Here is a 21684-nt window from a genome sequence, read left to right as displayed (position 1 = left end):
CTTCGTCTGCCGGTCTTCAGGCCGCCTGCCGTCAGGCGACCTCCTTCACCGCTTCCTTGAGCGCCTTGACCAGGTCGGTCTTCTCCCAGGAGAAGGCTCCGTCACGACCGGCCTTGCGCCCGAAGTGACCGTAGGCCGCAGTGCGGGCATAGATCGGCTTGTTGAGATCGAGGTGACGGCGGATACCGGAAGGCGACAGATCCATCGCCTTGCGGATCGCCTTCTCGACGACGTCCTCGTCGACCTGGCCCGTGCCATGAAGATCGACATAGACGGACAAGGGCTGCGCCACGCCGATCGCATAGGACAGCTGGATGGTGCAGTTATCCGCCAGTCCGGCGGCGACCACGTTCTTTGCGAGATAGCGCGCGGCGTAGGCCGCCGAGCGGTCGACCTTGGTCGTGTCCTTGCCGGAGAAGGCTCCGCCGCCATGGGGCGCGGCGCCGCCATAGGTGTCGACGATGATCTTGCGGCCGGTGAGGCCCGCATCGCCATCGGGACCGCCGATCACGAACTTGCCGGTCGGATTGATGTACCAAACGCAGTCGGCGGCGATCGGAAGCTCGCCGAGAGCTTCACGGATATACGGCTCGACGACGGCACGAACCTTTTTCGAATCCCAGCCGGCGTCGAAATGCTGCGTCGACAAGACGATCGAGACAACCTCGACGGCCTTGCCGTTTTCGTAGCGCACCGTGATCTGGCTCTTGGCGTCCGGGCCGAGACCGGCGGCGTCGCCCTCGCCCTTCTTGCGGGCGGCGGCGAGGAGTTCGAGGATCTTGTGCGAATAATAGATCGGCGCCGGCATCAGGTCGGGGGTCTCGCGGCAGGCATAACCGAACATGATGCCCTGGTCGCCCGCGCCTTCCTCGCCCTGGCGGTCGGACGCGTTGTCGACGCCCTGGGCGATGTCGGCGGACTGCGAATGCAGAAGCACGTCGATCTTGCAGGTCTTCCAGTGGAAGCCGTCCTGCTCGTAGCCGATGTCGCGGATGGCGCGGCGGGCAGCGGACTTGAAGCGTGACGGGTTGATCACCTGATTGCCGTTCTTGTCGGTCTTCATCAGCGTCTCGGGCACCCGCACTTCGCCGGCAATGACCAGACGATTGGTCGTGGCCAGCGTCTCGCAGGCGACGCGAACCTTCCACGGATCGACACCCGTCTTCTTGGCTTCACGATAAACGAGATCGACGATCTCGTCGGAAATGCGGTCGCACACCTTGTCGGGGTGGCCTTCGGAAACCGATTCTGAGGTGAAGAGGTAGTTCTGACGCGCCATGCCGGGCTCCATCCTGCCAATTTGTACGAGCCTGTTTAGAGAAACCCGGAAAGACTGACAAGGTCACAACGATATAAAGATATGTTGATGTGGGTTATTTTTAAGGAGAAAGAGGCCACGCACGGATACCGGGAAACCCGCGCGGAGGTCGCGAAAAAGAAAAACGCCACCGGCAAACCCGTTACCCTGATGCGGCATGGCCGCCCGGGGTCATCGTGTTGCCAGTGGCGTTGTTTCGATTGACGCCGAGAGCCGGCGTCAAATCACTCGGTGTCGTCTTCGGCGGCGAGTACCTTGACGAGATCAACGATCTTGCGGCGGACCTTCGGGTCAGTAATCTTGACGAAGGAACGATTGAGCTGAAGGCCTTCCGACGACGACAGGAAGTCGACGACGTAGTTGGAAGAGTTTGCTTCAGCCATGCCGGGCTGTCCACCGGCAACGTCAGCCGGCGCATCCTCAAAGAAAAAGGAAACCGGCACATTGAGAATGGTCGAAATGTTCTGCAGACGGCTTGCGCCGACGCGGTTCGTGCCCTTCTCGTATTTCTGTATTTGCTGGAAAGTGATGCCAAGAGCTTCCCCAAGCTTCTCCTGGCTCATACCCAGCATGGTACGCCTCAACCGAACCCGACTTCCGACATGAACGTCGATCGGGTTTGGCTTCTTCTTGTTCTCGATCATTACAGTATCCTGCAAAGAGCCCATAAGGCTCAGTGGTAAGACTGCCCCATAATCCGAGCAAACAATGTCCGAAGACCCCCCACAATTTGGATGTTCGGTGCACGGGACGCGGGTTGACGCGTGGACTATGCAATTTCAGGGGTTTTGCGTCAATCTCGTCCGTTATGTAGACTTTTACGGGAAATAAAACCCAATAACACCATTATGGTGAATATCGCAGCGAAGCCCAGCTGCCGGTTTTTGTAAGTATTTCCCTGCGTCAGCGGGGCTGGAAGGTGAAAATCTATATTGCCTTTCGTGCCCAGCGGCAGGAGCCGGACGGTCCGCCCGAACGGGTCAAAAACCCCTGAAATGCCACTATTTGCCGCACGTATCAGGGGTAAACCGGCCTCCACTGCACGGATCCGGGCCTGCTGAAAATGCTGGTATGGTCCCGGCGTATGGCCGAACCATCCGTCATTGGTGAGGTTCAGCAGAAGACCGCCCCGCTTGCCGTCGATTTCCGACAAGGACGGGAAAATAGCCTCGTAACAAATAAGCGGAACAGCTGCGATACCCACAGGAAGCTGCAAAAAATTGCGTGTCTGGGCCGCACTGAAGCCTCCGAAACTCTGCGCGATCGTTTCCAGTCCGAAATTTTTGAGCAGTCCCTCGAAGGGGAGATACTCGCCGAACGGCACCAGATGAGCCTTGTCGACCGCTCCGACGAGCTCACCATTGTCGTTGATCATGTAGATCGAGTTGTAATAGCGGTCGCCTGACCCTGTCAGTCCGTTTTCGACCCGGACTGCGCCGGCGAGCAGCGTCTGGCCCGTCTTGAGCGTATCGGCAATGCGGGCGAGCGCTCCCGGATTGTCGGTCAGCAGGAACGGCACGGCCGTTTCAGGCCAGATGACGATATCCGGACGCGTCAGTCCAGGCTCCGGCGGGAGCGCTGTGAGCCGCAGGAGCTCGTCGAAAATCGCTTCACGGTCGCCGGGCTGCCACTTGGCGGCCTGATCGATGTTCGGCTGCACGATGCGGAAAACCGGCGCGTCCTCGTTTACGCCTGGCGCTGTGCGCATGTGCCACCAGCTGAAGCCGAGGCAGCCGGCAAAGAGAAGCACACCGAGAACGATGCCGGGCAAGGCGCCGCGCCGTGTGGCAAGCAGAGCCGGGGACGCAAAGATGTAGATGGCTAAAACCGTCATTCCGTCGAGACCGACGAGCGCCGCCGGCTGCATCATCAGCGGCGTCGGCATCAGCGTCATGCCGAGGGCGTTCCAGGGAAAGCCGGACAGCAGGAATTCGCGCGCGAACTCGATCAACCCGAAGGCGGCGGCAAGAATGGCAATGCGGCCGAAACCGTCCGACCAGAAGAGCCGGGCGAGCGCTGCGGCCAGGCCATAGAAGATCGCAAGCAAGGCCGGCAGACCCAGCACCGCGAGCGGAAGGGCCCAGGCAAAAGCATCCGCCTCGACGAGAAGGGCGGCACCGAGCCACCACAAACCGCCGACGAAATACCCGAAGCCGAACGACCAGCCGGTGGCGAAAGCAGGCCTGAGGCGGCCTGCCAGGCCTGCATTGGCCGCGCCGCTTGCGCCGTCGATCAGCCAGACCAGCACCGGCAGCGAGATGAACATCGCCGGAAAGAAATTGACCGGCGACAATGCCAGTACGGAAACGAGCCCTGCGAGAAAGGCGAGCGCCATGCGACGCCAGCCCCATGTGAGCATGATTTTTTCTGCCAGACGTTCCAAAGCCGCTTATTCCCGTCGCCGCCCCGCGGGGATCGAATCAGTTGCCGCAGTCTTTCAGAAATCGAGCCCGTTGTAAGTGGCTGAAAGCATCACGGCGTTACTCGCCGCCGGCGACGCTCTTTTCAGCCGCCGCTTCCGGTCTCGTCACCCTACGACGCGCGGCGGGGCGACCGCGGACGATCCTGACGCGCTTGATGCGGCGCGGATCGGCGTCGAGCACCTGGAATTCGAACCCGGGAACCGCCTGCACCACCTCGCCACGGGCCGGAACGCGTCCGAGCTCCGAGAAGATGAGACCGCCGAGCGTATCGACGTCCTCGCTCTGTTCGGCGACATCGAAGTCGGCGCCGATCTCCTCGACCAGATCGTCGAGTTCGGCTTTCGCGTCGGCAAGCCAGATGTCCTCACCCGAGCGCTTTATCATGATCTCCTCGTCGAGATCGTGCTCGTCGGCGATGTCGCCAACGACCATCTCGACGATATCCTCGAGCGAGACGAGACCGTCGGTGCCGCCATACTCGTCGATCACGAGCGCCATCTGGATGCGTGTCGCCTGCATGTGCTGCATGAGATCGGATGCCAGCATCGAGGCCGGGACGAAGAGAACCCTGCGGATCAGGCCTGACTCCCGGAGCGTCTTGGTAAGATCGACCCGGGCGAGGTCCAGCGTCTCGGTGGACGCGGGCTTGCGCGACGCGGGACCGTTGCCATTGCCGTTTCCGTTGCCGTTGGATCTCGTCGAGCGACGCTTGGGCCGCGACTGTTTGGCAATCCAGGCGAGAACGTCGCGGATGTGGATCATGCCACGCGGATCGTCGAGCGTCTCGGAGAAGACCGGCATGCGCGAATGACCCGATTCCTCGAAGAACTGCAGCATCGCGCCGATCGTGGTGGAATCGTCGATCGCCTCGATGTCGGCGCGCGGCACCATGATGTCGTCGATGCGGACCTCGCGCAGAAGCAGGATGTTGTTGAGCATCGCGCGTTCGCCGGGGCTGAACGCCTCGTGCAGGTCACCGCCGGTCTGCAGCGCGTCGGTAAGGTTCTCGCGCAGGGATTCGCCATCGGAAGGCGGGAAGAAGACGCGCTTCAGGCGCTGCCAGAAGCCGGGTGCGCGCTCGCCCCCGGCGGTCAAAGATCGGCCGGGTTGGCCGCTACTGTCGGCTTCGTCTTGTGAATGCCCCGGATTGTCCGCGGCGTGGCCGGCGCTTTCCGCCGGTGAATCAACGTTGGTCATAGCTCAATCGTGTCAAAGCGGATCCGTACCGCCATAAGGGTCAGATAAGCCAAGTTCGGCCAAAATGCGAGTCTCAAGCGTCTCCATCTCGCGCGCGTCTTCGGCATCAATGTGGTCATAGCCGAAAAGATGAAGAAATCCGTGCACCAGAAGATGGGAAACGTGGTGGTCGACGGGTTTGGCAAGGTCGGCCGCTTCGCGCTCGATGGTGCTGCGCGCCAGCACGATGTCACCGAGGACCGCGCCGGGCGTGTCGCCGGGCACGATCGGGAAGGCCGGAAAGGACAGCACGTTGGTCGGCTTTTCCTTGCCGCGCCACTGGCCGTTGATCTCGGCCATCGGCCCGTCATCGGTGAAGAGAAGCGAGACTTCCACCGGCTCGGCCGGAAAGGGCTGGCTCTCATGGGCATGAAGATAGCCGGCCGCAACCTCGAGTATGGACTGGGCGGTCGCAACTGCCTCGTCCTCGCCGGGCCAGCTGCCCGCTTCCACGGTGCCGACGCAATCGATGGCTGGCTTGCTCATAGACCGGATGGATCCGTGCCCTTCTCGTCATAGGCTTCGACGATTTTCTGGACGAGCGGGTGACGCACGACGTCGGCGCCCTTGAAGCGGCAGGTCACGATGCCCTCGACATTGTCGAGAACCGCGAGCGCCTCGACGAGGCCGGACTTCACGCCGCGCGGCAGGTCGATCTGGCTCGGATCACCGGTGATGATCATGCGTCCGTTCTCGCCCAAGCGGGTAAGGAACATCTTCATCTGCATCTGCGTGGTGTTCTGCGCCTCGTCCAGGATGATGGCCGCATTGGACAATGTGCGTCCGCGCATGAAGGCGAGCGGGGCGATTTCGATGACGCCGGCGGCCAGAGCGCGTTCGACACGGTCGGACGGCATCATTTCGTACAGCGCGTCATAGAGCGGACGGAGATAGGGATCGACCTTCTCCTTCATGTCGCCGGGCAGGAAGCCCAGACGCTCGCCGGCTTCCACCGCCGGACGGGTGAGCACTATGCGCTCGACGGAGCCGCGCTCGAGAAGCTGCGCCGCGTGGGCGACCGCCAGGAAGGTCTTGCCGGTGCCGGCAGGGCCGACGCCGAAGACCAGCTCAGCACGGTCCATCGCACGAATATAGGCATCCTGCGTCGGGGTGCGGGCGATCACCGTCTTCTTGCGGGTGGAGATCTGGGCCATGGCGAGCTTGCCCTTGCGCTCCATGGTCGGCAACACGAGCTGATCGTCGGCGGCGAGCGCCATGCGGATCGCGCCCTCGACGTCGGAAGCCTCGACCGAGGAGCCCTTGAGCAGCCGATCATAGAGATAATCGAGCGTGCGCCTGGCCTGATTGGTCGCCACCGCCTCGCCAGTCAGCGTCACCGTGTTGCCGCGGGCGCGGGCATCGATGCGCAGCTTCTGCTCGATCAGCGCGAGGTTCTGGTCGAACTGGCCGAAAAGCTCGCTGGCAAGTCTGTTGTTTTCGAAAGTGAGCGCGATGTGTGTCGTATCCGAAGCGCCGGCGGAGATGCCCTGAGAGGGCGCGGACAGGTTATGCGCTGTCAAACGATCTGGCTCCTTTTTGGACTCGTTCAACCTAAACCCTATCTGCGAAAAGGCTGTTGGTACCAGCCTTGGTGATTCGCACCTTCACAATGTCACCTATTTCCTCGGGCTTTGCATTAACAATTACTGGCTGCAGCCAAGGAGAACGCCCGATGAGCTGACCTGGTTCCCTGCCCGGCTTTTCCAGAAGCAGATCGATCTCGCGGCCGACGCAACGCTCGGCGAAATCCCTTTGCTGCCGGTACAGCAGGGCCTGAAGGCGATCGAGCCGCTCGGATTTCACCGCCTCGTCGACATGGCCGCCGAGATCGGCGCCGGGCGTGCCCGGGCGCGGGGAATATTTGAACGAAAAGGCCTGTGCATAACCGACCGTCTCGATCAGCCGCATCGTATCCTCGAAATCCTCGTCGGTCTCGCCGGGGAAGCCGACAATGAAATCGCCGGACAGCGCCAGATCCGGATTGGCCTGGCGAATGCGCTCGACCAGCCGGATGTAGTCGTCGGCCGTATGGCGACGGTTCATGGCCTTGAGGATCCGGTCGGATCCCGCCTGCACCGGCAGGTGGAGATAGGGCATGAGCTCCGGCAGATCACGATGGGCCTCGATCAGACCGTCATCCATGTCGCGCGGATGGCTGGTGGTGTAGCGCAGCCGCTCGAGCCCGTCGATTTCGGCGAGCCGGCGCAGCAATTCGCCGAGCCCCCATTCGCGGCCGTCAGATCCCTCGCCGTGCCAGGCATTGACGTTCTGGCCCAGAAGCGTGACCTCGCGGACGCCGGCGGCGGCCAGCCGTTCGGCCTCTGCGACGATGGCATCGACGGGACGCGACGTTTCCGCGCCGCGCGTATAGGGCACCACGCAGAAGGTGCAGAACTTGTCGCAGCCTTCCTGCACGGTGAGGAACGCGCTGACCCCGCGCTTGCGGATGACCTTCTCCGGCGCTTTCGGCAGAGCCGTGAACTTGTCCTCGACCGGGAAATCGGTTTCGACGACCTTGGCGCCGGTGCGCGCCTTGGCCAGCGCGTCCGGGAGCCGGTGATAGGTCTGCGGACCGATCACCACGTCGACGACCGGCGCGCGGCGGGTGATCTCCTGGCCTTCGGCCTGCGCCACGCAGCCGGCGACCGCGACCATGAAATCGGAGCCTTCGCTCTGGCGCCGCTTCTTGAGCTTGGCGAGGCGGCCGAGCTGGGAATAGACCTTCTCAGCGGCCTTTTCACGGATATGGCAGGTGTTGATGAGCACCAGGTCGGCGTCTTCCGGGCTGTCGGTGGCCGTATAGCCGTCACGGCTCAGCGCGTCGCTCATGCGCTCGGAATCATAGACGTTCATCTGGCAGCCATAGGTCTTGACGAAGACCTTGCGGGACGGTGCAGCAGATGTCGCCTGTTCCGGCGCTTCGCGGCCGCTCACAGGGGTTTCAGCGATTTCGGTATCAAGCCTGTCCATCATGGCCGCCTTTTACCTGTCATGAAACGCGCATGCAATCAGGGGATATCGGAGGATATTCAGCCGATCCGCCTTCGTCCTGCAAGGCCTTCCGCCAGCAGGTCTGCGACCCGCCTCTCGACTTCCTTTGCGGCGATTTTCCGGTTCGTCGCCTCATCGAAGACCACGGGAGCCCCGAAACGGACCTCGACCTCCAGCGCCCCCTCTCTCAGAACCCTGAGCAGATGGGGCACGAGCGCCACATCGCCCGGCCAGGCCGCGACCGGGCGGTGGTAGCGCCCCATCGGCATGCCCTGGATACCCACATAGCAGATGGCGACCGGCTGGACGACGACACGCCTGTCCGGCACTTCGGGAATTGCGGCGGTGGCTGCCCCGAAAAGCGAGGTCTTGAAAGGCAGAAGCCGATTTCCGTCGGACGTCGTGCCTTCCGGGAAGAGAACCACGATCTCGTGCGCCTTCAAGCGCCGGGCCATCTCGTCGATCTGATTGCCCGTGCTGCGCTTGCGGTCGCGCTCGACGAAGACGGTGCGCTGAAGCCGCGCCAGCCACCCGAAGACCGGCCAGTCGCGCACCTCTGACTTTGCGACATAGACCACGTCGGCGGCAGCGCCGAGGACCACGATGTCCTTCCAGGAGACGTGGTTGGAGGCGAGCATCAGGGGACGATCGGCCACCGGCCTGCCGATGACTTCGACCTTCAGCCCGATCATCGTTGCCATGATGCGGTGCCACCGCCGCGGCAGGCGGCGGCGGATGTCGTTGCCCGACCAGAGCGCGAAGAGCTGCACGGGCAGAAGGGCCAGCGTCACGGAGAGGAAGATGAAGGCGACCATTGCCAGCCGCAGGGCGGTGATCATGGCGTGTGCCGGCTCCGGGCTTTGATCGAGGGCAAAATGGTTGGCACTGGGGCTTGATCCATTGGAACAGTGCCTGCGGCAATAGCGATTTCCCGGCGCGAAATCCACACAGAGGAGGCTGCTATTTCAACTCGCGGCGCATGACCCAGGCGGCGGTGGGCGGCTCGCCCGCATGTTCGTAATAGGCCCGGCGTTCACCCACCTTGGCGAAGCTGAGCTTCCTGTACAGGGCTATGGCATTCCCGTTGGTCTCGTCGACCTCGAGGAACATTTCCTCGGCGCCGCGGTGCGATGCCTCGCGCATGGCGGCCTGCATCAGCCGCCAGCCGAGACCCGAACGGCGAACGCCGGGATCGACGCCGATGGACAGGATTTCGGCTTCGCTCGCGGCTTCGCGCACCAGGACGAAGCCAGCGGCGAGATCACGGGCGCGGGCCGGATCGACCGCAAGAAAACCGAACACCGCAGGCTGCCCCAGAAGCGAAGCGAATTCGCCGTCGGTCCAGCCGCGCGCAAATGCGAGCTTGTGAAGGCGCGCGGCAATGGCTGCGTCCGCCGTCGTCATGGGGGTGATCTCGAAGGCATCGGGCCGCGAGAAGAAACGGGTAAACAGGGTGCTCACGCCTTGAGCCTTTCGACGGCGAACCCGGCCTGCGGCTTGGCATCCGGGGCGCGCAGATAGGCCGGTTCGGCCGCACTGACGGCCGGATCGAGTTCGGCGCCGATCCGTGCCACTTCGGCGATGTCGGCGAAGGGGCCTCCGCTCATGATCGAAAGACTGGCATCCTCTGCAAGCACCAGTGGCGCGGCGTCACCGACAATGACCGCCGGGATCCGGCTGGCGAGTTCCGCTGCGGCCACGGCTGTCAGTTCGGCGGGTTCGGCGAGCGTTGCGCCATCGGGACCGACGACAGCCGCCCAGATGCGGTCGCGCCTGGCGTCGATCGTCGCCATCACCGGCAGACCGGCGTCGCGAGCGCATGGTCCCGCCATGGCATAGAGCCCGGAGACGCCGACAGCAGGGATTTTCAGCGCGAGCGCGAGCCCGCGTGCGAAAGCCACTCCGACGCGGATCCCGGCAAAAGACCCCGGGCCGATGGTTACGGCTATGCGGTCGATATCGGCAAAGGCGACCCCCGCCTCGGCCAGCACCTCATCGACGAGGGCCGGCAGACGCTCCGCATGACCGCGGCCGATCTCGGGATCGAGGCGTGCGAGCACCTCTCCGCTCCCCGCATCGTAAAGGGCAACGGCGCAGAGGCGCTGGGCGCAATCCAGGGCAAGAAGCTTCACGGCAGTCCACGAATCCGGTTGATCTCGACCCTATCCAAGCACGAAAGCCGCCCGGAGAAAATAATCCCGGGCGGATGAAGCTCGAAGGCCCGCGCCGATGCGGCTTCAGACGGCTTCGACTTCGCGCACTTCAGGCACGAAATGGCGCAGCAGGTTCTGGATGCCGTGCTTGAGGGTGGCCGTCGAGGACGGGCAGCCGGCGCAAGCGCCCTTCATGTAGAGATAGACCTTGCCGTCCTTGAAACCGCGGAAGGTGATATCGCCACCGTCCTGGGCCACGGCCGGGCGCACGCGGGTCTCGAGCAGTTCCTTGATGGTGGCGACCACGGTGCCGTCAGCCTCGTCGAAGAATTCCTCGTCGGTCATGCCCGCTTCGTTTCCACCGGCATTCATCACCGGCGCGCCGGACATGAAATGCTCCATGATGGCCCCGAGAATGGCGGGCTTGAGGTGCTGCCAGTCCGGGCCGTCCTTGGTCACGGTGATGAAGTCATAGCCGTAGAAGACCCCGGTGACGCCGGGAATGGAGAAGAGCTTGGCGGCCAGCGGAGATGCGCTGGCGGCTTCGTCCTCGGAACGGAATTCGGCGGTGCCGTCCTGCATGACGACCTTGCCGGGCAGGAATTTCAGTGTTGCCGGGTTCGGTGTCGCTTCGGTCTGGATGAACATCGGACTTTCTCCTCGGGGGCTTCACCGGGGGTCAAGGTCCCGGGTTCCCGCACCGGACATCAGCGACCGGTGAATTTCGTAGTTTAGAATACTTCCAAAATAGGCCCGGATGCAGCCCGGATCAAGCACGGAATGCGAGAACAATCAGCTCAGCGCGTCGATTTCCTCGTCCGTCAGCGTATCGGGAACCACCGTCACGGGAATCGGGAAGGCCGCTCCACGACCTGCAATCGAGGACACCAGGGGCCCCGGCCCTTCCTTGGCGGAACCGGCCGCCAGCACGAGGATGGCGATATCGCGGTCTTCCTCGATGACGGAGTGAATTTCCTCGTCGGCCCGGCCCTGGCGAATGCGGGTCTCGGAATCGATCCCGATGGCCTGGCGGAGATTCTCAGCCGCCTTGGCGAGCGTCGATTCGGCTTCCTCCATGGCCTCGGCCCGCATGATCTCCTCGACACCCAGCCAGTGCTGGAAGTCGGTCGGCGAGATCACATAGCAGAGGACCAGCCCGCCGCCCGAATTCTTGGCGCGCAGCGCCGCATAGCGCATCGCGCGCTCGCATTCGGGGGTGTCGTCCACCACCGCCAGGAATTTGCGCCGGTGTCCGGCCTCTCTCGAAAGTCGTCTTGAAACCATGCGCCGGACTATGCCCGTGCCGCCACCGCCTCGCAAGATGGGACATGCGGAAAGTGACGGGGTTAAAAGAAATGCCCCTCCCTTGCTGGGGAGGAGCGATGGGGTGATGCCGATTACAGCAGCCCGATGATGTCCTTGACGTCGGACATGGTCCTCGCGGCGATTTCGCCGGCGCGCTCGCTGCCCTTTTTGAGCACCGCGTCGATATGGCCGGGATCGGCTTCGAGCTTGCGCATCTCGGCATTGATCGGGGCGAGAACCGTGACAGCGAGTTCGGTGAGCGCCGGCTTGAAGGCCGAGAACTGCTGGCCGCCATACTCGGCGAGCACGTCCTCCTTGGTGCGGTCGGAGAGAGCAGCGTAGATGCCCACGAGATTGCTGGCCTCGGGGCGGCCTTCCAGACCGTCGAGCTCGGACGGCAGCGCCTCGGGGTCGGTCTTGGCCTTCTTGATCTTGCGGCTGATGTCGTCGGCATCGTCGGTGAGATTGATGCGCGACAGATCCGAGGGATCGGATTTGGACATCTTCTTGGTACCGTCGCGCAGGCTCATCACGCGGGTGGTCGCGCCGCTGATCATCGGCTCGGTCATCGGGAAATAGGCATGGACCGGCTGGTCGCCGACGGTGATGTCGGTGCCGGTCCCCGCTGCACGGATATTGTCCCCGAAGTCGAGATTGAACTTCATCGCGATGTCGCGCGTCAATTCGAGATGCTGCTTCTGGTCGTCGCCGACCGGCACATGCGTGGCGCGATAAAGAAGAATATCGGCGGCCATCAGGCTCGGATAGGCGAGCAGGCCGAGCGAGGCATTCTCGCGGTCCTTGCCGGCCTTGTCCTTGAACTGGGTCATGCGGTTCATCCAGCCGATGCGCGCGACGCAGTTGAAGATCCAGGCGAGTTCGGCATGGCCCGGGACGGCCGACTGGTTGAACACGATATGCTTGTCGGCGTCGATGCCGGCGGCGAGATAGGCGGCAGCGATCGAACGGGTCTGTTCCTTCAGGTCCCTGTGGACCAGCTGGGCGGTCAGCGAATGCAGGTCGACAACGCAATAGATGCAGTCCATCTCCTCCTGCAGGGCGACGAAACGGCGGATGGCGCCGAGATAGTTGCCGAGGTGAAGGTTGCCGGTCGGCTGAACGCCGGAAAATACGAGCGGCTTGAAGGTCATGCGAAACTCCTGGCGGACTTGTGGAGGGCCCGCGCCCTCTTTGTAAAACGGCTGCGTGTATGAGGCCGGGCGGATGAACCGTCAAGGCCCACCCGCCGTGCGGCGTCATGCGTGCGATCAGGCCGGGTTCTTCGGCCGGCGGCGGATGCCGCGCTTGAGCGCCCCCGCATCGGCACCGCCGATGGCAAAGGCGAGCGCGACGTAGAGCAGGAAGCCCGCTCCGAGAAAGCCCAGAAGCGCCACCAGCTGCTGCCAGAGCGCCGATGACGGCTCCACCCACGGCGCGATGTGATCGACACCGAAATGGAAGAAGGCTGCCAGCATCGCGGTGGCGATGACGAGCTTGACGATGCGCATCACGGCCAGGCGTTCGATCTTCCAGTGGCCGCGTCGTACGAGCGTGACGAAGAGCAGGGTCGCATTGGTCCAGCCCGCGCAGATTTCCGCCGTGGCGATGCCGCGTTCGGCGATGATCGGAAACAGCGTGATGGCGAGCGTCACGTTGAGCGCGACCGAGATGCCGGCGAAGATCATCGGCGTGCGGGTATCCTCGCGGGCGAAGAAACCCGGCGTGAACGCCTTGATGAGCACGAAGGCCGGCAGGCCGATGCCGAAGATCGACAGCACCCCTCCGACCGTCGCCGTTGTCTCGGGACCGAAGGCGCCGCGTTCATAGAGAAGGCGGACGATCGGATCGCCGATGGTCAGCAGGGCCGCGGTCGCGGGCAGGGTCAGGAACAGCGCGAATTCGACGGAGCGGTTCTGCAGGGTGGCGGCTTCCACCATGTGGCCGGCCTTCAGCGCGCGCGCGAGTTCGGGCAACAGAACGACACCGACGGCAATGCCGACGACGCCGAGGGGCAGCTGGTAGATGCGGTCGGCATATTGCAGAACCGAAATCGCGCCGTCCTTCCCGGAAGCAATGATCTGGCCGATGACCAGATTGATCTGGGTGATGCCGCCGGTGACGGCCGCAGGCGCTGCCAGCCAGAGGAGCCGCTTGACGTTGGGGGTCAGCGCGGGACGGCGGAATCCGATCTTCATGCCCGCCTTGCGCACGGCGAAGGCGACGATGCCCAATTGCAGGATACCGGCGGCGATCACGCCCCAGGCCATGTGGGTGACGACGGTTTCCGGTTCGATGCCGGAATAAAGCGCATAGACCAGAACGGCGATGAGGATGACGTTGAAGAAGACGGGCGCGAAGGCCGCGGCAAAATATTTGTGCAGCGAATTCAGGATGCCGCTCATCATCGCGGCCAGCGACATGCACATGAGATAGGGGAACATGATGATCGCCAGCCGAACCGTCAGATCGAACTTGTCGGCATCATCGGCAAAGCCGGGCGCGATCACCGTCTTGACCAGGAAGGGCATGGAAAGTTCCATGACGATGGTCAGGATCAACAGCACCGAGAAGAGAACACCGAAGACTTCCTCGGAGAAGCGCTTGGCGCCGTCCACCCCGCCGCCCTCGATCTCCTTGGCAAAGAGCGGCACGAAGGCGGCATTGAACGCGCCTTCGGCAAACAGCCGGCGGAACAGGTTGGGGAAGCGGAAGGCGGCATAGAAGGCGTCGGCCACCGGACCGGCGCCGAGTGCGGCCGCCATCAGGGCCTCGCGGGCAAATCCGAGGATGCGGCTCGCCATCGTTGCCGAGCCGACGGAGAGGAACTTGGAGACGAGGCTCAAGCGGATCGTCTCCGGCTGGACCGGCGGACCGTGGTCCCGACAGGCGCGATCACGCCGGACGGCATGCGGTCGCGCACCTCGTCCTGCTCATCGGCGAGAACCGCCGTCAGCCGCGCAATGATATTGGCCTGGCGCGTTTCGTTGGTCACCTTCATCCCCACGAGGTCCTTCACGTAGAAGGAGTCCACCACCTTCTCGCCGAAAGTGGTGATGTGGGCCGAGGAAATGTCAAGCGAGAGATCGGAGAGCACCGAGGTGATGTCGGACAACAGGCCCGGCCGGTCGAGGCATTCCACCTCGATGACGGTGAGCTTGTTCGACAGCGTGTTCGAGATCGTGACCTGCGGCTTGACCCGGAACGCCTTCGCCTTGCGGCGGTAGGTGCGCTTGCGGGCGATTTCTTCCGGCATGGAGGTTTCGCCGGCAAGCACCTGTTCGATCATGCGGCTGACCGATTTGGCGCGGCGCAACTCGTCCTCGTCGGTATCGAAGGCGCGGTTGATCAGAATCGTGTCGAGCGCGCGGCCGTCGCGGGTGGTGTAGATTTCGGCATCGGCGATGTTCGCGCCGGCGGCGGCACAAGCGCCCGTGACGATAGAGAGAAGTCGCGGGTGGTCGGGTGCCAGAAGCGTGATCTCGGTGATCGCGTGAAACGCATGGGTGCGCACCATTGTCGCCAGCGCATGGCCGGCCTGATCGGCTTGGCGAATGAACTCGGCATGACGGATCTGGTCTTCGTGCGAGACCGAGAGAAGATAGTTCTCATAGGGCAGGCGGATATAGGCCTTGCGCTCCTTCTCGCTCCAGCCGCGCTCGGCCAGGACGTCGATAAGAGAGGCACGGATGGCCTTGGCGCGCTCCTTGCGGGAGGCTTCGGAGAACCCGCCGGAAATCAGCAGTTCCGTCTCGTAATAGAGCGTGCGGAGAAGCTGGCCCTTCCAGCCGTTCCAGACCCCCGGGCCGACCGCGCGGATGTCACAGACGGTGAGAACCAGAAGCAGCTTCAGCCGGTCGAGCGACTGCACCCTGTCGGCAAAATCGACGATGGTCTTGCGGTCGTTGAGATCGCGCGTCTGGGCGACCATCGACATGGTGAGATGTTCCTCGATCAGCCAGGCGACGAGCTCGGTCTGGTGCGGCGACATGCCGAGCCGCGGGCAGAGCTTGCGCGCGACCTTCGCGCCGGCGGTCGAGTGATCCTCGGGCCGTCCCTTGGCGATGTCGTGAATGAAAACGGCGACATAGAGCACGTCGCGGTGCTCGATCCCCGGCATCAGTTTCGTGGATAGCGGAACCTGGCCGGATTCCTGTCCCTTCTCGATCGAGGCGAGGGAAGCCACCGAGCGGATAAGGTGCTCATCGACCGTGAAGTGATGATACATGTTGAACTGCATCATCGATACGATCTTGCCGAATTCGGGAATGAACTTGCCCAGCACGCCGGCCTCGTTCATCCGCCGCAGGATGTCGGCCGGATCGCGCGGCGAGGTCAGGATCGACATGAAGAGGCGGTTGGCTTCCTCGTTCTCCCTGAGCGCCGGGTTGATCAGCCGCAGCGAGCGGGTGACCTGCTTGAGCGTTTCGGGATGGATGTCGAGCGCGCGCAGATCGGCCAGATGGAACAGCCTGATCAGGTTGACCGGATCTTTCTTGAAGGCGTCCTTCTCGGCAAGCCGGATACGGCCGCGGTCGTCGAGGAAGTCGAGCGTGCCGGGTATGCGCTTGGGCTTGCCCGCAAAGCGGCCGATGACGCCGTTGATCAGCCCCGGGGCGGTCTTGGCCTGCTCGTCTTCCAGCTCGGCGCAGAAGATGCGGGTAAGGTCACCCACGTCCTTGGCCACGAGGAAGTAGTGCTTCATGAAGCGTTCGACCGCCGAAAGGCCGGGGTGGTCCTGGTAGTCGAGGGCGGCGGCAATCTCGCGCTGGACGTCGAAGGAGAGCCGCTCCTCGCTCTTGCCGGTGAGGAAGTGAAGATGGCAGCGCACCGCCCAGAGGAAATCCTCCGCCTTGGCGAAGAGATCATATTCCCTTCGCGACAGCACGCCCAGCTTGACGAGATCCTCGGTGGAACCGATCCGGTAATAATAGCGCGCGATCCAGAACAGCGTGTTGATGTCGCGCAGCCCGCCCTTGCCTTCCTTCACGTTCGGCTCGACCAGATAACGCGTGTCGCCGATCTTGCGGTGGCGTTCATCGCGCTCGGCAAGCTTGGCGGAAATGAATTCCGGCCCGGTGCCCTCGACCACTTCCGTGCGGAAGCGGGTTTCCAGTTCGCCATAGAGCGCCCTGTCGCCGCACAAATAGCGGGCCTCGAGGATCGCGGTCCTGATCGTCATGTCCGAGCGCGACAGGCGCACGCATTCGTCAATATTGCGGGTGGCGTGGCCGACCTTCTGGCCGAGATCCCACAACAGATAGAGGATCCATTCGGCGACCTGCTCCGTCCAGGGCGTGGAGCGGTAAGGCAGGACGAACAGAAGATCGATGTCCGAGCCCGGCGCCAGCGTGCCGCGACCGTAGCCGCCGACCGCTGAAACGGCCAGGCGTTCGGAGGTCGAGGGGTTTTCGACCGGATAGACGTGGCGGGACGCATAGTCGAAGATCGCCGAGATCAGCACGTCCTCGAGATGGCAGATGCGGCGGGCGCACAGCGTTCCGCCTCCATCATCCTCGAGCATGAGGCGGGCGCGCTCGCGGCCTTCGGCATTGGTTTCCTTGATCCGCGCAAGAACCTTGTTTCGCGCCTCGAGGCTGGCGCCGCCATGTTCGGCGGCGATCGCATCGAGCGCCTGCTTCAGGTCCCCGGCCTTGACGACGTCGCCAAATTTCAGCTCATCGTCGTTTTGGTCTGTCATGCAATGGTCCGCTGTCTTGTCGGGACGGCCGGCGTGAGCAGGCCTCGATTCGGCAGCGTTCCCCACCGCCGTTTGCGCCTGCCTATAGCCTGTTTGCCGCCCCGGCAAAAGGCCCGGGAGCCAGTTGCGGGGTCCGTGCATGGCCCTAGGAGACGATCCGCTCGACGAACCAGTTGGTCAGCCGGGTCCAGACTTCATCCTTCTCCGCTGCATCCTCGACGCCATGATCGAGGTTCGGATTGTCGTTGACCTCGATGACGAAGACACCGTCATCGGTTTCCTTGAGGTCGACGCCATAGAGCCCGTCGCCGATGCAGCGCGCGGCACGAAGTCCGGCATCGAGCACCGCGGGAGGCGTATCGGCGAGCGAGAACGACTTGAAACCGCCCTCGACGGGTCGACCGCCGGGATCGTGCCTGACGATCTGCCAGTGCTTCTTGGCCATCATGTATTGCACGGCGAACAGGGGCTTGCCGCCCAGCACGCCGATGCGCCAGTCGAACTTGGTCGGCATGAATTTCTGCGCGATCAGCACGTCGGAATCCTCGAGCCAGGCGGCGACGAGCTTCTTCAGTTCCTCCAGCGAGCCGACCTTGCTGACACCGCGCGAGAACGAGGAATCCGGCACTTTCACCACCATCGGAAAGCCCAGAAAATCGGCGGCCCGCGGGATGTCCTCCGCCCCGATGATCATCACCGTGTCGGGAACGGCCACGCCGTTGGCCCGCATCATCTCGTCGAGATAGACCTTGTTGGTGCAGCGGATCATCGAGACAGGATCGTCGATGACCGGCATGCCTTCCTGCTGGGCGCGGCGTGCAAAGCGATAGGTGTGGTTGGAGATCGAGGTGGTCTCGCGGATGAACAGAGCATCGAAATTGGCGAGCCGCGACAGATCCTTCCTGCCGATCGGCTCGACCGCGACACCCATGCGCCCGGCAATGCGCGCCCAGTGCTTGAGGCTTGCGATCGAGGAGGGCGGCAACTCCTCGTTGGCGTCGACCAGCGTCGCGAACGTGTAGCGGGCCGGTGTGCGCGAGCGTGCATCCTTCCACTGACGCGCCGTATAGCGCTCCATGGCGGCGAAGAAGTGAGCGCGCTCCTCCTTTTCGAGCTTGGATTCGGGCAGCAGCGCGATCTTCGTGATCTGGCACCACTTGCCGGGTTTGAGGGTGACTTCGAGCACCGGGGCACGGAACCAGTCGAAGAGCAGCCGGGCGAACTTGTCGAGCTTCTGGTCCTCGCAGGACCCGAAATGGATCCGGAGGCGCGCGGGCGCATGGGATGCCTTCTCCCCGAGCCCCTTGTTGAGCGAATCCTCGAGTTCGGGAATTGCGTTGTCGTAGAGTTCGCGCCGCGAGAGATCGATGATCGTCTCGACCGACGGGATCACCCGCTGGCCGCGGGCCGCCGCCAGAAGCGAGGCATAATAGCCGCGGCTCTGATAGGCGTAGGAGCGCGACAGGTTGATGATGTTGGGACGCGCGCCGCGGAACATCTCCGGCTTGGCCAGATAGTCGCGCGTGCCGAGCACCTTGTGCCGGGTGGCGGCATGATCGAAGCCGCTGACGGTGGAGGCGAGGATGACCCAGTCAGACATGGGCGGTTTTCCCTTCGAGGATGACCGCTGCCCTCAGGCCTGAGCGGCCATAACGGGCGATGCGGTCGAAAATGGCATAGGGCACGGGAATGTTGGCGGCATCGCCGGCGGTTTCGCCGCGTTCCTCTTCCACCCACGGATCGTGAACGATGATGTGGCGGCCGTCATCGGCATGGGCCAGCACCCAGTGCGGCACTTTCGAGCCCATCATCAGATAGCCGCTGACAAGCACGATGGCGACGCGGCCCTGAGCGAGATTGTCGCGCAGTTCGTCGAGCGCAAAGGCGCGGTGGCGGACGGCAACGCCGGCAGCAAGCGCGCGGGCGCGGAAGTCGGTCTGCGCCAGTTCCATCACCCGGCGCTTTTCCGGATCGCGGACCGTATCGAGAAACAGATAGCTTTCCGACGAACACCAGATTTCGGCGGCAAGCCCGTGATCGGTGGCGACGGTCGCCAGCCCGTAGGGTTCGCAGCCGCCCGGGCCGGCCAGCATGAAGACGGTCGTCGCCTCGCGCCAGAAACGCACTTCCCAGACCGGATCGAGATAATCCGGGGAGACGAAGCGGGCAAAGGCCATCGCAAGGCAGGCCGCACCGCAGGTGAAGTCGGTGGTCTGCTCGTAATAGGGCGTCTGCGCGATCACCGGCCGGGCGGCATCGCGGAGCACCTTTTCGAAACGCAGCGCCGCCATGCCGTCCTGGTAGTAGTCGGCAACGCGACCGATCGCGCGATAACCCATCTTCCGGTACAAGGCGATGGCGCCTGAATTGTCTTCCCGCACCTCCAGCCGGAGGAACAGCCGGTCGTGTTCGTAGGCGGCGTCTTCGGCGGCTTCCAGCAATTGGCGGCCGATGCCCTGTCCTGCATGATCCGGATGGACGGCAAGTGAATAGAGCCGCGCCATGCCGGTGCCCGCACGAAACAGGATCATGCCGTAACCGGCGATGCGACCGTCGCGCTCGGCCACCAGCGTCTCGGCCGTCTCGCGCGCGATCAGCGAACGGAAGGACCGCCGTGAAATCCGGTCGGTCGCAAACACCGCCTGTTCCAGCGCGTCGAGTTCATCAATGTCGGAGAGTGTGGCGGGTCGAATCCGCTGCGCGGACATCCAGGTTCCGAAGACGAAAGCGCGGACCCAGCGCCCGCGTGAGCCACGCAGATGGAGATCAAAACACGGCGGAATTGTGTTGAGGCGCAACAGATTTGCGTTTTAACCGTCGAGCGATCTCACTATTTCGGCGCAAGCCGAAATCGCTGCCGCTTTCACCCTTGCGTTCCCCGCCAAGATTTCACAGATGTTTCCTCGCAATGAGATCTTGCCGGCCCCCAGCCGCCCGACCTCGGTTGCAGGCAAATCCCTCGGATAAAGCGGACACAGAGAAAAGAGCCCCCTCGAAATGCCCATATCGCCTGCCGATATCGACCTGCCCAATATCGATCCCGACCATCTCTCCCCCATCGATCCGACGCTGTTCAAGAGCCCCGACGACCCCGGCCACCCGCCGCGTATCCTGCTTCTCTACGGGTCGCTGCGAAAACGGTCCTTCTCTCGCCTGGTGGCGCTGGAGGCCGAACGGTTGCTCAAATGGCACGGCTGCGAAACGCGGGTCTTCGACCCCTCCGGACTGCCGCTGCCGGACGCCGAGGATACGAGCCATCCGAAGGTGCAGGAGCTGCGAGAGCTCGCCATGTGGTCGGAAGGGATGGTCTGGGTCTCGCCGGAGCGCCACGGCGCGATGACCGGGATCATGAAGGCGCAAATCGACTGGATTCCGCTCTCCGTCGGCGCGGTACGGCCTACCCAGGGCAAGACGCTCGCCGTCATGCAGGTGAGCGGCGGCTCGCAGAGCTTCAACGCGGTCAACCAGCTGCGCATCCTGGGCCGCTGGATGCGCATGGTGACCATTCCCAACCAGTCTTCCGTCGCCAAGGCCTTCACCGAGTTCGACGATAACGACCGGATGAAGCCGTCGGCCTATTACAACCGTATCGTCGACGTGGTCGAGGAACTGGTGAAATTCACCTGTATGGTGCGCGGCCGGTCGGCCTGCCTGGTCGATCGCTATTCGGAACGTGTCGAGAGTGCGGAGGAACTCTCGAAGAGGGTCAACCAGCGCTCCATCTGAGCAAAGCGGCACCCGGCGCGCGACGCACACCAGCCGCTTGAATGTTGAACTCGACGGACGATACGCCCACATCAGCAGCATCGAAACAGGGATGCGAAACCGAGCCATGATCTTTGAAGCTGCCCGCAGGGGTGCCGCCAATCTCTTGTCACCCGCCTCGCGTTCGGCGCTGTTCAAGTCGCTCGGCATCACCGTCCTGATCCTGATCGGCTTGTGGTTCGGTCTGAGCGGTACCTTCGAGCACTACGCCATGCCCTGGCTCGCACAGCTGGTCCCCGGATTGCCCGACTGGGCCGGATGGCTCGGCTTCGTGGCCGGCATCGTCGCGGGGCTGGGGCTGGCGCTGGGGCTCGGCATCCTGATCGCCCCGATCACGGCCATCGTGGCCGGCCTGTTTCTCGACGACATCGCCGAGGTGATCGAGCGGGAGGACTATCCCGCCGATCCGCCCGGTCGCGCCATGCCTATGGGTGCTGCGATCACCCAGTCGGCGCAATTCATGCTGGTGGTGATCGCCGGCAACGTCTTCGCACTGTTCCTGCTCCTGATCCCCGGCATCAACATCGCCGCATTCTTCCTGGTGAACGGCTATCTGCTCGGCCGGGAATATTTCGAGTTCGCCGCCATGCGCTTTCATTCGCCGCAGGAAGCCCGCCGCCTGCGCTCACGCAATGGCGGCAGCGTGTTCCTCGCCGGCCTTATCATCGCGGCATTCCTCTCGGTGCCGATCCTCAACCTGCTGACACCGATGTTCGCAGCCTCGATGATGGTTCATCTGTTCAAGATGACCGAGCGGCGGCGGCTGGCGGCGACGTAAGGCCTGCCGACCGGCGT

The 21684-nt window shown here is 63.5% G+C and carries 19 protein-coding genes; 2 read left to right on the top strand and 17 right to left on the bottom strand.

The window, feature by feature from the left end; genetic code table 11:
• Positions 1-31: 31 nt before the first annotated feature.
• The 17 genes from metK to E2A64_RS02375 all read right to left on the bottom strand — a co-directional run bounded on the left by metK (position 32) and on the right by E2A64_RS02375 (position 19832).
• Complete coding sequence (gene metK / locus E2A64_RS02455) at positions 32-1279, bottom strand: methionine adenosyltransferase (protein ID WP_133282849.1); 1248 nt, start codon at positions 1277-1279, stop codon at positions 32-34.
• A gap of 263 nt (positions 1280-1542) precedes the next feature.
• On the bottom strand, positions 1543-1962 hold the full coding sequence (locus E2A64_RS02450; protein ID WP_133282848.1) for a helix-turn-helix domain-containing protein: 420 nt from the start codon (positions 1960-1962) through the stop codon (positions 1543-1545).
• A gap of 149 nt (positions 1963-2111) precedes the next feature.
• Positions 2112-3701 carry an apolipoprotein N-acyltransferase gene (gene lnt / locus E2A64_RS02445; RefSeq protein WP_133282847.1) on the bottom strand — a complete coding sequence of 530 codons (1590 nt, stop codon included), beginning with the start codon at positions 3699-3701 and terminating at the stop codon, positions 2112-2114.
• A gap of 97 nt (positions 3702-3798) precedes the next feature.
• A complete protein-coding gene (locus E2A64_RS02440) occupies positions 3799-4938 on the bottom strand; it encodes a hemolysin family protein (protein ID WP_133282846.1) in 1140 nt (379 codons plus the stop codon).
• A gap of 12 nt (positions 4939-4950) precedes the next feature.
• Positions 4951-5463 carry an rRNA maturation RNase YbeY gene (gene ybeY, locus E2A64_RS02435; protein WP_133282845.1) on the bottom strand — a complete coding sequence of 171 codons (513 nt, stop codon included), beginning with the start codon at positions 5461-5463 and terminating at the stop codon, positions 4951-4953.
• Positions 5460-6497, bottom strand: a complete 1038-nt coding sequence (locus tag E2A64_RS02430) for a PhoH family protein (RefSeq protein ID WP_133282844.1) — start codon at positions 6495-6497, stop codon at positions 5460-5462. Before E2A64_RS02430 ends, ybeY begins: the two co-directional genes overlap by 4 nt.
• A 31-nt stretch (positions 6498-6528) precedes the next feature.
• Entirely contained in the window at positions 6529-7950 is a 1422-nt protein-coding gene (miaB, locus tag E2A64_RS02425; RefSeq protein ID WP_174235737.1) for a tRNA (N6-isopentenyl adenosine(37)-C2)-methylthiotransferase MiaB, read from the bottom strand.
• Positions 7951-8006: 56 nt separating this feature from the next.
• Positions 8007-8807, bottom strand: a complete 801-nt coding sequence (olsA, locus tag E2A64_RS02420; RefSeq protein ID WP_133282843.1) for a lyso-ornithine lipid O-acyltransferase — start codon at positions 8805-8807, stop codon at positions 8007-8009.
• Between the two features lie 121 nt (positions 8808-8928).
• Positions 8929-9372: a GNAT family N-acetyltransferase gene (locus E2A64_RS02415; protein ID WP_133284217.1), complete on the bottom strand. Its 444-nt coding sequence runs from the start codon at positions 9370-9372 to the stop codon at positions 8929-8931.
• A 53-nt stretch (positions 9373-9425) separates the two neighbouring features.
• Positions 9426-10100: a tRNA (adenosine(37)-N6)-threonylcarbamoyltransferase complex dimerization subunit type 1 TsaB gene (gene tsaB / locus E2A64_RS02410; protein WP_133282842.1), complete on the bottom strand. Its 675-nt coding sequence runs from the start codon at positions 10098-10100 to the stop codon at positions 9426-9428.
• Between the two features lie 105 nt (positions 10101-10205).
• Positions 10206-10769: a NifU family protein gene (locus tag E2A64_RS02405; RefSeq protein WP_133282841.1), complete on the bottom strand. Its 564-nt coding sequence runs from the start codon at positions 10767-10769 to the stop codon at positions 10206-10208.
• 144 nt (positions 10770-10913) lie between these two features.
• A complete protein-coding gene (locus E2A64_RS02400; protein WP_133282840.1) occupies positions 10914-11405 on the bottom strand; it encodes a universal stress protein in 492 nt (163 codons plus the stop codon).
• A gap of 113 nt (positions 11406-11518) precedes the next feature.
• Entirely contained in the window at positions 11519-12577 is a 1059-nt protein-coding gene (gene trpS, locus E2A64_RS02395) for a tryptophan--tRNA ligase (protein ID WP_133282839.1), read from the bottom strand.
• Positions 12578-12694: 117 nt separating this feature from the next.
• Complete coding sequence (murJ, locus tag E2A64_RS02390) at positions 12695-14269, bottom strand: murein biosynthesis integral membrane protein MurJ (protein ID WP_133282838.1); 1575 nt, start codon at positions 14267-14269, stop codon at positions 12695-12697.
• On the bottom strand, positions 14266-17124 hold the full coding sequence (locus E2A64_RS02385) for a [protein-PII] uridylyltransferase (RefSeq protein WP_133282837.1): 2859 nt from the start codon (positions 17122-17124) through the stop codon (positions 14266-14268). Before E2A64_RS02385 ends, murJ begins: the two co-directional genes overlap by 4 nt.
• 145 nt (positions 17125-17269) lie before the next feature.
• Positions 17270-18724, bottom strand: coding sequence for a RimK family ATP-grasp domain-containing protein (locus E2A64_RS02380; protein WP_133282836.1), 1455 nt, complete (start codon positions 18722-18724; stop codon positions 17270-17272).
• The gene (locus E2A64_RS02375) at positions 18717-19832 is read right to left on the bottom strand and encodes a peptidase C39 family protein (RefSeq protein WP_133282835.1); all 1116 of its coding nucleotides are present in this window, start codon (positions 19830-19832) and stop codon (positions 18717-18719) included. The genes E2A64_RS02380 and E2A64_RS02375 overlap by 8 nt, the downstream gene beginning before the upstream one ends.
• A gap of 289 nt (positions 19833-20121) precedes the next feature.
• Between E2A64_RS02375 and arsH the strand changes: the two genes are divergently transcribed.
• Both arsH and E2A64_RS02365 read left to right on the top strand, forming a co-directional pair.
• Positions 20122-20850 (top strand): arsenical resistance protein ArsH, encoded by a 729-nt coding sequence (gene arsH / locus E2A64_RS02370; RefSeq protein ID WP_133282834.1) that lies wholly within the window; start codon positions 20122-20124, stop codon positions 20848-20850.
• Between the two features lie 106 nt (positions 20851-20956).
• Entirely contained in the window at positions 20957-21667 is a 711-nt protein-coding gene (locus E2A64_RS02365; RefSeq protein ID WP_133282833.1) for a sulfate transporter family protein, read from the top strand.
• Positions 21668-21684 lie beyond the last annotated feature (17 nt).

This window comes from Pseudohoeflea suaedae (genome assembly GCF_004354915.1).
Taxonomy (GTDB): domain Bacteria; phylum Pseudomonadota; class Alphaproteobacteria; order Rhizobiales; family Rhizobiaceae; genus Pseudohoeflea; species Pseudohoeflea suaedae.
Note: the sequence above shows the minus strand (reverse complement) of the source record. Positions and strands in the feature narration are given on the sequence as shown.